Source organism: Paraburkholderia sp., from assembly GCF_036488505.1.
Lineage (GTDB): Bacteria > Pseudomonadota > Gammaproteobacteria > Burkholderiales > Burkholderiaceae > Paraburkholderia.
On record NZ_DASXHN010000078.1, the window covers coordinates 1 to 13145 of the forward strand.

10 protein-coding genes are annotated in these 13145 nt (G+C 63.7%); 5 read left to right on the forward strand and 5 right to left on the reverse strand.

From position 1 onward, the window contains the following. Window positions 1-537, reverse strand: a 537-nt coding sequence (locus tag VGH68_RS04280) for a cation:proton antiporter (protein ID WP_331602256.1), incomplete at its 3' end; no start/stop codon positions are given. A 900-nt stretch (window positions 538-1437) separates the two neighbouring features. Then, complete coding sequence (gene mnmC, locus VGH68_RS04285) at window positions 1438-3414, reverse strand: bifunctional tRNA (5-methylaminomethyl-2-thiouridine)(34)-methyltransferase MnmD/FAD-dependent 5-carboxymethylaminomethyl-2-thiouridine(34) oxidoreductase MnmC (RefSeq protein WP_331602257.1); 1977 nt, start codon at window positions 3412-3414, stop codon at window positions 1438-1440. Between the two features lie 423 nt (window positions 3415-3837). Between mnmC and VGH68_RS04290 the strand changes: the two genes are divergently transcribed. Next, window positions 3838-4116, forward strand: coding sequence for an HU family DNA-binding protein (locus VGH68_RS04290; protein WP_075303500.1), 279 nt, complete (start codon window positions 3838-3840; stop codon window positions 4114-4116). A 151-nt stretch (window positions 4117-4267) separates the two neighbouring features. Here VGH68_RS04290 and VGH68_RS04295 read toward each other — a convergent pair whose 3' ends face one another. Next, window positions 4268-5635 carry a GTP-binding protein gene (locus VGH68_RS04295; RefSeq protein ID WP_331602258.1) on the reverse strand — a complete coding sequence of 456 codons (1368 nt, stop codon included), beginning with the start codon at window positions 5633-5635 and terminating at the stop codon, window positions 4268-4270. 233 nt (window positions 5636-5868) lie between these two features. After that, a complete protein-coding gene (locus VGH68_RS04300; protein ID WP_331602259.1) occupies window positions 5869-6312 on the reverse strand; it encodes a lytic transglycosylase domain-containing protein in 444 nt (147 codons plus the stop codon). 520 nt (window positions 6313-6832) lie between these two features. Between VGH68_RS04300 and gspD the strand changes: the two genes are divergently transcribed. Genes gspD through gspF form a run of 3 tightly spaced genes read left to right on the forward strand, consistent with a single transcriptional unit; the run spans window position 6833 to window position 11986 of the window. After that, complete coding sequence (gene gspD / locus VGH68_RS04305; protein ID WP_331602260.1) at window positions 6833-9238, forward strand: type II secretion system secretin GspD; 2406 nt, start codon at window positions 6833-6835, stop codon at window positions 9236-9238. Window positions 9239-9249: 11 nt separating this feature from the next. Then, the gene (gene gspE / locus VGH68_RS04310; RefSeq protein ID WP_414696892.1) at window positions 9250-10764 is read left to right on the forward strand and encodes a type II secretion system ATPase GspE; all 1515 of its coding nucleotides are present in this window, start codon (window positions 9250-9252) and stop codon (window positions 10762-10764) included. Between the two features lie 4 nt (window positions 10765-10768). Next, on the forward strand, window positions 10769-11986 hold the full coding sequence (gene gspF / locus VGH68_RS04315; RefSeq protein WP_331602261.1) for a type II secretion system inner membrane protein GspF: 1218 nt from the start codon (window positions 10769-10771) through the stop codon (window positions 11984-11986). Between the two features lie 201 nt (window positions 11987-12187). Here the strand turns inward: gspF and VGH68_RS04320 are convergent, their stop codons facing one another. Beyond that, window positions 12188-12601 (reverse strand): type II secretion system protein N, encoded by a 414-nt coding sequence (locus tag VGH68_RS04320; RefSeq protein WP_331602262.1) that lies wholly within the window; start codon window positions 12599-12601, stop codon window positions 12188-12190. A gap of 136 nt (window positions 12602-12737) precedes the next feature. Here VGH68_RS04320 and gspG point away from each other — a divergent pair. Further along, window positions 12738-13145, forward strand: a 408-nt coding sequence (gene gspG / locus VGH68_RS04325; protein WP_331602264.1) for a type II secretion system major pseudopilin GspG, incomplete at its 3' end; no start/stop codon positions are given.

Consider the following 13145-nt stretch of genomic DNA (forward strand, 5'->3'; position numbering starts at 1 on the left):
CACGAGCTTTTCGATCACCACCGCATACATGCTGTTGAGGGCGGTCAATGTCAGCAGACGCTGCGTGACCTGGCCTTCGGCGCGCAATTCGGTTTTCAGCTGGATCACCATCGCAGGCGAGGTCGCCATTGCGATCGCCGCGAGTACCGTCGCCACCATCAGTGGCACGTGCAAAAACAGCAAAACCGGCAGAACGAACAGGAAAGTAAGCGTCGCTTCGGCAACGCTCGACAGAATCAGCCACGGATTGCGGCGAATCCAACGCAGATCGAGCCTGCTGCCCAGTTCGAACAGCAACAAACCGAGCGCGACATCGAGCAGCGGCCGCGCCGCGCTCGCGGAATCCGCATCGATGACGCCGGAGCCGGCCGCGCCGGCCACGAGGCCGATCACCGCGTAACCGGAAATACGCGGCAGACGCCACGCGCGATAACAGAGCTCGCCGCACAGACCGGCGGTAAGCAACGCAAGACCCGCCCAGAAGATGGCGTCGGGTGAAAGCGGCCACGCTGGAAAAAACGAAAACGCCGAATTCATCGTGATGGTTTCTCCTTGGCAGCAACGGCAGACGACACGGACCGGCGCACACGCGCGGCGGCGAACGAGCGAACCGGGAGCGTGTTCGCTATCGCATTCGCTTCGCGAAGTCAGTCAGCGTTGCGAGTTTCAATGATCGGATGATCGGAATGCGCCGCAGCCGCAAGAATCGTACGAGCCGACGGATTCACCATGCGGCCAGGCCACAGCAACCGAAACGGGGAAGAACGACGTCGACTTTGAATCAGATTCTGTTTGGCCGGCACCGTTCCGTTGCTGCATGTGCCGCCCAACACGGGGGCACGACGCGGGAAAGAACGGCGATTGTGCCATAGCTTTTTCTGCCTTGACCGAAAAGAGGCCGCGCAGTGGCCAAACGGTAAAAAGGTTCGCTGCCTTTCTGGTCAACGGAAAAGCCGACCTTTCGTGCGTGGTTTGCGGTAGGCCGTAGCGTATCGGGTTCCGCAGTTTGCATGGCGCGTCTGCGTTTTCGTGTGGGTTGACCCACATTGGCGAACACAGTCGGCAGAGTCTTGACGGCAATCCAGCCGGTTCGATAGCGCGGGCGTTAGCCCCGCTCTTGATGTTTACTGGTTTACCGTATGTATACGTAGTAACAGTTAACAAGGTGCGCCCGTTTCTGTGGATAACCGCAGTTTACCGAGATGGATCAGTGGCTTGCGGAGGGCATAACAGGACGCACAGCATGTGCGGGAGGAGCCGGTATTCGCGAGCAACTTTTTCGAGTTTTACGCGGACCCAAAGTTACCCCGTTTACGTCCACAACGGTTCCACACGACTTGCGCTGGTTAACTACGGGGTTATCCACAGGTCACGGTGGACAACCGACACGTCGGTGAGCGGCCGATTTACCGCGCGGTGAGTGCGAACGGCGGCCGGTTAGCCGACGGTGCGCTGTCGCAACGCACGCAGCAGAAAACGCGCGGGGTCGAGGTCCTCGGCGAGGTCGCGTTCGAGCGGCCAGGGCTCGCCCTCGATTTGCGACGCGATCAGCTCCGCGCCGAGCGCGGCCCAGACGAGCCCGCGCGATCCGTACGCGAACGCGCCATACAGACCGTCGGCACGCGGCAGGTCGAGCGGCCACGCGCCGCGCAGGCGGGCGGCATCGCGAGCCGCCGCGGTTTCGTCGGCGAACTGGCCGATCATCGGTATGCGGTCGCTCGTCACGCAGCGGAACGCAACGCGGCCTGCGAACCCGGCGAGCGCGTCCGGCCGTGTCGTATCGATTGCGCGACAGAACGCCGGTAACATCCGCGCGACGCGCTCGATATTTTCGCGATGTCCGTCCGCGCGCAGCGACGCGTCTAGGTCATCCAGTTCATACGTCGCGCCAGTGAGTGTCATCCCGTTGGCGAGCGGCACCGCATAGCCGTCGCCGATCACCGGTAGCGCGAGCGGTTCGACCATGCCGGGCGGCAGCAGAGTCAACTGGCCGCGAATACTGCGCGTGGGCGCGTAGCGCAAGCCGGCGATGCGCGCAGCCTGATGCGCACTCGCGACGATCACGACCGGCGCGCGCACGACCGCATTGCCGGCGACATCGAAGACGGTCCACTGATTACCGCAACGTTCGAGCCGCCCGACTTCCACGCCGAATCGCCGCTCGAGCAAGTCACCTGCGGCCGCGAACTGCGCCGCGCACAGCGAAGCCGGATCGATCCAGCCGCCGCGTGGAAAAAACCAGCCGCCATGCGCGAGCGGCATGCCGGCGCGCAGTCCGGCTTGCGCGGAAGTGACGGGGCTCACGTACTCGGATGGATAGCGCAACGCGGCGATTGCCGCGCCGATGGCGTGCGCTTCTTCGTCGTCCGCCGCGATCTGCAGCAAACCGTGCGCGCCGCGCGTCAGTCGATGGCCGGCCCGCTCGAGCGCGGCCCAGCGATCGAGCGCATACAGGAAACCTGCGCGCGTGACGCGCGACGCGACGCTGTCGTCGCGGGAAATCATCGGGTGGAATACGCCGGCTGGATTGCCCGACGCGTCCTGCGCCACCGACGCGTGCCGTTCGAGCGACGTCACCTCCCAGCCGCGCGCCGCAAGCCGTTCGATGACCGCGCAACCGGCGAGCCCCGCGCCGATGACGACGGCGTGCCGGTCTTCGTGCGCGAACGGCGCGGGCGGTTCATAGCGGCGCACGCGCCAACGCGGCGCGAAGCGGCCGACCAGCATCGCCCGTTTCCAGCCGAAGCCGTCGACCTTGCGATACTCGAAGCCACATTGGGTCAACGCGCGCTTGACGTCGCCGGCGCTGCTGTAGGTCGCGAACGTCGCGTCGTCGCCCGCGACCCGCGCGAGCGACTTGAAAATAGCGGGGCTCCACAAGGCCGGATTTTTTGCCGGCGAGAAGCCGTCCAGATAGAACGCGTCGGCGCGCAGGCGCAGCACCGGCAGGGTCTGGGCCGCATCGCCGAAGATCAGCGTGAGCACGACGCGGCCGTCGTCGAATTCGCGCCGGTGCGTGCCGGGCACCAGCATCGGCCATGCGTTCGCGAGCGTATCGGCGAGTGGCGCGATCAGCGCATCGGCGAGTGTTGCCGCGTGGACCCGGCGCAAATCGGCGGCGCTGAATGGATGCTTCTCGGTCGAGACGAAATGCAGCCGCTCGCCGCGCGACGAGTCGGCGCGCCACGCGGCCCATGTCGCGAGAAAGTTGATGCCCATACCGAAGCCGGTCTCGAGCACGGTGAACGTGCGGCGTCCCTGCCATCGTTCGGGTAGCCCATTGCCGCGCAGAAAAACGTGATGAGCCTGCGCAAGCGCGCCGACAGCGCTGTGATAGATATCGTCGTAGAGGGGGGAAAACGGGCTGCCGTTATCGCGGAAAGCGACGACAGCGGGGATTAGCGGATCGGTCATGCGCGGCGAAAAAGGACGCTTGAAACTGCGGGTTCGGGTCGTTGACGTCGGCGCTCGCAGGTCGCTGCGCGGCGCGCAAGCCAGCGGCGCATGTTTGCTGCGTTGGCAAAAACCAACGGCAAGCCCCGCCTGGACTGGGTTTGAAGGCCGAAATCGGGGTTCTGAAGCACGAAAATTACGATTTCCTTTCCATATGGCCCGAGAACCGCGCAATTCTTCGAAACCCTTATCCTGCCTGGGTTTGCGCTGCGCTATCATAGCAAGCGCCGCGAAGGGCGCGGCAGCACGGCCGCCGTACAGTGAATTGTCCGGCGCGACAGATCTCAGCGATCAGGGCCGCAGCTGCTCGACGGCGCGGTACGCGTACGTATAATCGGCGCGTTCGCGCTGTTCGTATCAACCTAAACTCAGAAAGGAACCTTAATGAACAAACAGGAACTGATCGACGCTGTCGCAGGACAGACGGGCGCCAGCAAGGCTCAAACCGGCGAAACGCTGGACACGTTGCTTGAAGTGATCAAGAAGGCTGTGTCGAAGGGTGAAGCTGTCCAGTTGATCGGCTTCGGTAGTTTCGGTTCGGGCAAGCGCGCAGCGCGTACGGGTCGCAATCCGAAGACCGGCGAAACTATCAAGATCCCGGCAGCCAAAACCGTCAAGTTCACGGCAGGCAAGGCGTTCAAGGACTCGGTCAACAAGCGCTAAGCAGACTACTGCAAGGCAGTTGGCAACGCGAGAAACCCGCCAGTGGCGGGTTTTTTTTTGTCTGTGCGTGACGTGCGATCGCGGACGGGATGGTGAGGAGCCGAAATGGCACTTGCGGCTCCTTCTATTTTCTATATAGATAGCGCCGCGCCTAGTCGTGGCGATGCCCGGTGTCGCCATGCCCGTGCCCACAATGCGCGCAGTCGTCGCCGTGATCGTGACCGTGCTCACGATGATGGTGATGATCATGGTCGTGGTCATGATCGTCTTCGTCGAAGTCCCACGCCGGGAACGGATCGGCGAACTGTTGCCAGCCTTGCGGGCCGAGCGCGTATTCGTCGTCGATAAGCAGGCACGCGTCGAATTTCGCGCGCCACAGTGCGGGATCGATATCGGCGCCAATTAGCACCAGTTCCTGGCGACGGTCGCCGATGCGCATATCGTCCGGATCGCCGTACCAGTCGGCGGCGATTTCGGCGGCCAGCTCGTCATCGCCTTCGGGCCATTCGCTGCGCGGCTGCGCGGCCCACCACATACCCGCTGGACCATGTCGGCAGACGCCGCCCGCTTGCGATAGCGAACCGCCGATGTCATTGCGCGTCGCGAGCCAGAAGAAGCCTTTACTGCGCAGCACGCCCTTCCATTCTTGATGCAGCAATTCCCATAGCCGCTGCGGATGAAACGGTCGGCGCGCGCGGTAAACGAAATTGCCGATCCCGTATTCATCCGCTTCGCTGTGATGCGCGTGGCCGTCACCGCTGCCATGCTCACCATCATGCTTGTGTTCGAGCGCCGCAAGCCAGCCCGGGGAGCCCGCCGTTTCGTCGAAATCGAAGCGGCCGGTGCCGAGCACCTGCTCGAGCGGCACATCGCCGAAACGGCTCACGAGCTGCACCGCGCGCGGGTTGATTCGCGCGAGGATGCGCTGCAAACGCGCGAGTTCGTCCGCGCTGACAAGGTCGGCCTTATTCACCACCAGCACGTTGCAAAATTCGACCTGCTCGATCAGCAATTCGACGATCGTCCGGTCGTCCTGTTCGGTAGCCGCGATGCCGCGCTCGGCCAGCGCATCGGCCGAGCCGTAATCGCGAAGGAAGTTGAACGCATCGACGACGGTGACCATCGTGTCGAGCCGCGCAAGCTCCGCCAGCGAAGCGCCGTCGTCATCGGCGGAAGCGAAGGTTTCGGCGATCGGCATTGGCTCGGCGACGCCCGTGGATTCGATCAGCAGCGCGTCGAAGCGCTTTTCACTCGCGAGACGGCGCACCTCGCCGAGCAGGTCCTCGCGCGGCGTGCAGCAAACGCAGCCGTTCGACAACTCGACGAGCTGTTCATCGACATGCGACGGCACGGCGGTATTGCGCACCAGCGTCGCATCGATATTGACGGCGGCGAGATCGTTGACGATCACCGCGACGCGCAAGCCGCCGCGATTCGCGAGGACATGGTTCACGAGCGTGGTCTTGCCGGCGCCCAGAAAACCGGAGAGCACGGTGACGGGCAATAGCGGCTGGTTCATCGCAGTACGGAACAACAGGAAGATTGGAAGGTGTGCCGGGCGCGGGGCGCGCGAAACGGAGCGGGCGTCACGCTACGAAAATGCGCACGAGGCCGGGCGGCGGCATGAAGCCGCATTGTGCATCAAAACGGAAACAGCTCGTGTGAGCCTGTCGGACGCAGGCGGCGGAGAAAACGGCTCGACCGAAGAAAACGGCAGAAAGGCAGGACCAGAAACCAAAAAATGCCGCGCTCCTATCGCGCCGGCATCAGTTTCCAGTTGCGCAGGATGGCGACGATCTGCTGCGCGTACTTGTCGCGCAGCGCCGGCGTTTCCGAGTGGTACGCGCCGACTGCCTGCCACGTATTGCCATATTTGTTCATCTGCCGGCGCAGATGCCACGCGGCGATGTAGACGTTCTTGCATGGCTCCATCAGCGTGCCTTGCGAGATCCCGTATTGAGCGAGCACCGGCAGATGGATCGAGTTGATCTGCATCACGCCGTAGTCGGTCGAGCCGTTCGCGTTCTTGTGCTGCGCATCCGGCCGATTGTGCGATTCCTGCCAGGCAATCGCGCGCAGAATCAGCGGGTTGACCTTCTGATATTTAGCCGCTTCGTCGAAACAGTCGGCGCGCGCGGACCCAGCTGCGGCGAGCAGTGCGACAGTGAAGCCAACGGTGACGAATTGACGTTTCATCGGATGGAAGGACCAGGAAGCCTCAGGAGACTACGCAAACCTCGAAGTAAGGATAGGTAAGGAAATTTTTTGGCGGCATTTTCGACCGCCCCCGCCTTGCTGGGCGGGGATTTTCTCGCGCTTCACGGAAACCTGCGTCGGCGAACTGGCTGCAGCCCAGGCCAACGGCTCGTATCATACCGGCTGTCCGACTGGCGTCCAAGTTGGCTAACCGACATAAGTCAGCACAATTCGGGGCTGTCGTTCTCGCCCCATGGCAGTCAGCTTTCAATCGAATAACTTTCCAAGCGATCTTCGGCCAGAATCGCATGCCGTCGTTTGTTTGTTTCAAATCTGACATGAAAAGCTGCTACTGTTCGTGCTTTTTTCGGACACTGGGCGCTGGCATTCCAAGCGAAGTTCGCGTTCTAAGAATGACCGATAGACCGACTGGCGGTGGCTTGCCGCCGAATCCGCACCGCATGACCGCGGGTAGCAGCAACTACCGGCATCGATATCAAATTCCATGAGAAGAAACTGTATGGCTTTGCGTCGCGTGGCAACGGCGCTGCTGATGGCTGGTCTGATCACCGCGCAGACAGCACAGGCAGATGTGACACTGAATTTCGTGAACGCCGACATCGACCAGGTCGCCAAGGCGATCGGCGCTGCAACCGGCAAGACGATCATCGTCGACCCGCGGGTGAAGGGGCAGTTGAACCTCGTCTCCGAAAATAGCGTCCCGGAAGATCAGGCTCTCAAGACTCTGCAGTCGGCGCTGCGCATGCAGGGCTTCGCGCTCGTGCAGGACCATGGCGTGCTGAAGGTCGTGCCGGAGGCCGATGCCAAGCTGCAAGGCGTGCCCACCTACGTTGGCAATGCGCCGACCGCGCGCGGCGACCAGGTGATCACGCAGGTCTTCACATTGAGGAACGAATCGGCCAACAACCTGTTGCCGATACTGCGTCCGCTTATTTCTCCGAACAATACGGTTGCGGCCTACCCGGCCAACAACACGATCGTCGTCACCGATTACGCCGATAACGTGCGGCGCATCGCGCAGATCATCGCGGGCGTCGATAGCGCGGCGGGCCAATCGGTCGCGGTCGTGCCGCTGAAGAATGCGAACGCGATTGATATCGCGCAGCAGATGGGCAAAATGCTCGACCCGGGCGCGATCGGCAACACGGACGCGACGCTGAAGGTGACGGTCACGTCCGATCCGCGCACCAATTCGCTGTTGATCCGCGCGTCGAACCCCGCGCGTCTCGCGGCTGCGCGGGAACTCGCGAAGCAGCTCGACATGCCGACCACGATGCCCGGCAACATCCACGTTGTGCCGCTGCGCAATGCGGATGCGACCAAACTCGCGCGCACGTTGCGTAGCATGCTCGGCAAGGGCGCCGGTGGCGAAAGCGGCTCGTCGGCCAGCTCGAACGACGCGAACTCGTTCAATCAGAACGGCGGTGGTGGTGGCGGTGGCGGTCTGTCGAACAGTAGCTCGACGGGCAGCTCAGGCACGCCACCGCTGCCGTCGGGCGGCCTCGGCGGTGGCTCGTCGATGTCTTCGCCGATGGGCGGCGGCTCCGGCTCGAACAATAACAACGGCGGCTTTGGCAACAGCGACAAGGACAAGGGCAACGAGGACCAGGGCGGCGGCATGATTACCGCCGACCCGGCCACCAACTCGCTGATCATCACGGCGGCCGAACCGGTCTATCGGAATCTGCGCGCGGTGATCGACCAGCTCGACGCGCGTCGCGCACAGGTTTATATCGAGGCGCTGGTCGTCGAGTTGAACTCGAACACGAACGCGAACCTCGGTATCCAGTGGCAAATCGCGAACAACGCGCTGTTTGCCGGCACCAACCTGCAGGCGCCCGGCAGCAGCGCTAACAGTATCTTCAACTTGACAGCGGCTGCCGCCGCGGCCACGACCGGCGGCCTTCCCGCGGCGGCCCTGGCTCAGGGCGGCCTGCAGCAGGGGCTGAACGTCGGCTGGATTCACAACATTTTCGGCGTGCAGGGACTCGGCGCGCTGTTGCAAGCGCTGTCGCAAACCTCCGACGCGAACGTGCTGTCCACGCCTAACCTGATTACGCTGGACAACGAAGAGGCGAAGATCGTCGTCGGTACGAACGTGCCGATCCAGACCGGTTCGTACTCGAATCTGGCCAGTGGCAACACGAGCGCGGCGTTCAACACGTTCGACCGCGTCGACGTCGGTCTGACGCTGCACGTGAAGCCGCAGATCACCGACGGTGGCATCCTCAAGCTGCAGCTTTACACCGAAGACTCGGCGATCGTGACCGGCACGAACAACGCGACGACGAACCCGTCGGGCCCGGAGTTCACGACCCGTTCGATCCAGTCGACCGTGCTGTGCGATAACGGCGAAATCATCGTGCTGGGTGGCCTGATGCAGGACAACTACCAGGTCAGCAACAGCAAGGTGCCGCTGCTTGGCGATATTCCATGGCTGGGCCAGCTGTTCCGCTCGGAACAGAAAACGCGCGCGAAGACCAACCTGATGGTGTTCCTGCGTCCGGTCATCATCAGCGACCGCGGTACCGCGCAGGCCGTCACGGCAAACCGCTACGACTACATCCAGGGTGTGCAGGGTGCGTACAAGTCGGATAACAACCTGATCAAGGATCGGGACGATCCGGTCGTGCCGCCGATGCCGCTCGGCCCGAGCGAAGGCGGCGCGCCGGCGATGAATCTGTTCGATCTGAACCAGATGCGTCGTCAGCAGGTGGCGCCGCCAGCACCGCAGCAGGTTCCGCAGCAAGCCGAGCCGCGAACGGTTGCGCCGGCCCAGCAGGTGGTGCCGCAAACGGTGCAACCGGCGCAACAGGTCACGCCGCCAGGCGTGCCGCAGGCAGTTACGGTCGGCCCAGCTAACAGCGCAGTGCCGAGCACCGTCTCGCCGGGAGTGCGTCCGTGACGCAGACGCCCGTGCAAACCTCGCAATCGCAACGTAGCCAGGGCGCCGATGCGGCGGCCGCGCCCGGCGAGCGCGTGGCACCCTCGCCGCTCGCCGCCCGGCTGGTGCCGTACGGCTTTGCGCGCGGCGGCCAGATCCTGGTCGCGCATCAGCACCCCGATAGCATCGAGGTCTGGATCAGCGAACGCACCAGCGACGCCGCGCTCGCCGAAGTCGCGCGCAATTACGGCGCGGTATCGGTCGTGCGCGTGCCCGCCGACGAACTCGCGCAGGCGATCAACCAGGCCTACGCGCGCCACGACGGCAGCGCCGCGCAGGTGGTCGGTGAAGTGGAAGGCGAAGTCGATCTGTCGCGTCTGATGCAGGACATTCCCGAGGTCGAGGATCTGCTCGAATCGGAAGACGACGCGCCGATCATCCGCATGATCAACGCGCTGCTCACGCAGGCGGCGCGCGAACAGGCATCGGACATTCATATCGAGCCGTTCGAGAACGCGTCGGTGGTGCGGTTTCGTGTCGACGGCACGCTGCGCGACGTCGTGCGGCCGAAAAAAGCGCTGCATGGCGCGCTGATCTCGCGGATCAAGATCATGGCGCAGCTCGATATCGCGGAAAAACGTCTGCCGCAGGACGGTCGCATTACGCTGCGCGTGGGCGGGCGTCCGGTCGACGTGCGGGTGTCGACGCTGCCGACCGGCCACGGCGAGCGCGCGGTGCTGCGTCTGCTCGAAAAGGACGCGGCCCGTTTGAATCTCGAAGCGCTCGGCATGGCGCCCGACACGCTGGTCAAGTTCGACAAGCTGATCGGCAAGCCGCACGGGATCGTGCTCGTGACCGGACCGACCGGCTCCGGTAAAACGACCACGCTGTACGCGTCGATGTCGCGGCTCGAGACGGCGACCACCAACATCATGACGGTGGAAGATCCGATCGAATACGACCTGTCCGGCATCGGCCAGACCCAGGTCAATGAGCGGATCGGCATGAACTTCGCGCGCGCATTGCGCTCGATTCTGCGTCAGGATCCGGACATCATCATGATCGGCGAAATCCGCGACCTCGAAACCGCGCAGATCGCGGTGCAGGCATCGCTGACCGGTCACCTGGTGCTCGCGACGCTGCACACCAATGATGCGGCCTCCGCCGTGACGCGTCTGACCGATATGGGCGTCGAGCCGTATCTGCTCGCGTCGTCGCTGCTCGGCGTGCTCGCGCAGCGGCTGTTGCGGCGGCTGTGCCCGGTGTGCCGCGAAGAGCGCACCGAGGAAGACGGCCGCAAGCGCTGGCATCCGGTCGGTTGCGACCGCTGCGGTCATTCCGGTTATGCGGGACGGCGCGGCGTCTATGAATTGCTGTTGATCGACGAAACGATTCGCGCGCTGGTCCATCGCAACGCGGCCGACGCGGAAATTCTCGAAGCCGGCCGTGCGCACGGCATGCGCACACTGCGCGAGGATTCGGAGCGCTGGCTCGACTCGGGGCTGACGTCGCTCGAAGAAGTGATTCGCGTGACGGGCGGAGCATAAGCGCATGCCGGCATTCCGTTTCGAAGCAATCGATGCGGCGGGCAAGGCGCAAAAAGGCGTGCTCGACGCGGACAGCGCGCGCAATGCACGCACGAATCTGCGCTCGCAAGGGCTGACGCCGCTCGTCGTCGAACCGGCGGCTGCGCGCACGCGTGGCGAGCGCAATCAGCGGCTCGCGTTCGGGCGCCGTCTGTCGCAGCGCGAGCAGGCGATTCTGACCCGCCAACTCGCGAGTCTGCTGATCGCGGGTCTGCCACTCGACGAAGCGCTGTCCGTGCTCACCGAGCAATCGGAGCGCGACTACATCCGCGAGCTGATGGCTTCGATCCGCGCGGAAGTGCTCGGCGGTCATTCGCTCGCGAACGCGCTGAACCAGCACCCGAAGGATTTCCCCGAGATTTACCGCGCGCTGGTCGCGGCCGGTGAGCACACCGGCAAGCTCGGCCTGGTGCTGTCGCGCCTCGCCGACTATATCGAGCAACGCAATGCGCTGAAGCAGAAGATCGTGCTTGCGTTCACGTATCCGGCGATCGTCACGCTGATCGCATTCGGGATCGTCACGTTCCTGCTGAGCTATGTGGTGCCGCAGGTCGTCAACGTGTTCGCGAGCACGAAGCAGCAACTGCCGTTTCTGACGATTCTGATGATGGCGTTGTCGGGCTTTGTGCGGCACTGGTGGTGGGCGATGCTGATCGGCGTCGTCGTGCTCTCGTATCTGGTGCGCTCCACCTTGAAGCAAGCGGGTCCGCGTCTCGCGTTCGACCGCTGGCTGCTGACCGCGCCGCTGCTGGGCAAGCTCGTGCGCGGCTATAACACCGTGCGCTTCGCGAGCACGCTCGGCATTCTGACCGCCGCCGGGGTGCCGATTTTGCGCGCGCTGCAGGCCGCCGCCGAAACGCTCAGTAACAACGCGATGCGCGAGAACATCGACGATGCGATCGTGCGCGTGCGCGAAGGCACGTCGCTGTCGCGCGCGCTCGGCAATACGAAGACGTTCCCGCCGGTGCTCGTGCACCTGATCCGTTCCGGCGAGGCAACCGGTGACGTGACGACGATGCTCGATCGCGCCGCCGACGGCGAAGCGCGCGAACTCGAACGCCGCACGATGTTCCTGACGAGCCTGCTCGAACCGTTGCTGATTCTGGCGATGGGGGGCGTGGTGCTCGTGATCGTGCTCGCGGTGATGCTGCCGATCATCGAGTTGAACAACCTCGTGCAGTAAGCGCGGGTAAGACGCAGAAAGGCACAGGCGATTGCGCGGCGAACTGGCCGCGCCGCATGATCAGGTGAAGGCGCTGAAGCTGGCTTTGCACCCAAGTATCGGCAGCCAAGCCGAGCCAGGCGAAGCCGCTGCAGCGAGCCCGCAACAGCGGCTGCCGAGGCGAGCCAGCGAACGCCGGACGAACGCCCGGTTCGCCCCGCTTCAGCGCACGTAGATGGTGGGGCCGCTCGGGTTCGGGGGCAGGAAGATTTCGGAGTGTGCGCCGTTGCGGTCGATGATGATCGAGCGGGCACGAACTTCGGAGAGCTTGGTGCCTTGCATCAGCGCGCTGCCGAGCGATACCGCGTGAGGCGGTTCGCCGCCGACGCTGACGATCGCCGCGGCGCCTTCGCTCAACGCGAGGATGCCGAACAGATGGATGTCCTGATTGACGTTGCGCGTGAGCTGCCCGCCGAACAGCGTCGCGGCCTCTTCGGTAGAAGGCTGCGGATGCGCGGCGGCGGCCGGCAGCGGCGCGCCGGACATCGTGGTGAGCGTGATGACCCAATAGGTCAGCGTCGCGCAGAAGACGGCGAACAGCGCGAGCGACAAGAGGCGGATTTGGATAGCGTTCATGCGCACATTGTACGGACTATTGTGAAATTTGCGGTGGGTCGAAACCCTTCAACTGCATGACATTAAAATGACCGACCCGGCGTGTTCAATGACAGCCGAAGCCGGGTAATTTCATCTGAAAAGAGGTAAGCAAGCTATGCAACTGTCGACCATTCGCCGCACTGACAACGCGGCTCCGCGTAGCCGTCGCCAGCGCGGTTTCACGCTGATCGAAATCATGGTCGTGATCGCGATTCTCGGCATTCTCGCCGCGCTGATCGTGCCGAAGATCATGAGCCGTCCGGATGAAGCGCGGCGCGTCGCCGCGAAGCAGGACATCGGCACCGTGATGCAGGCGCTGAAGCTCTATCGTCTCGACAACGGCCGCTATCCGACCCAGGAACAGGGCCTGCGCGCGCTGATCGAAAAGCCGAGCACCGACCCGGTGCCGAACAACTGGAAGGACGGCGGCTATCTCGAACGCCTGCCTAACGATCCGTGGGGCAATGCGTATCAATACCTGAACCCGGGCGTTCACGGCGAGATCGACGTCTTCAGCTATGGC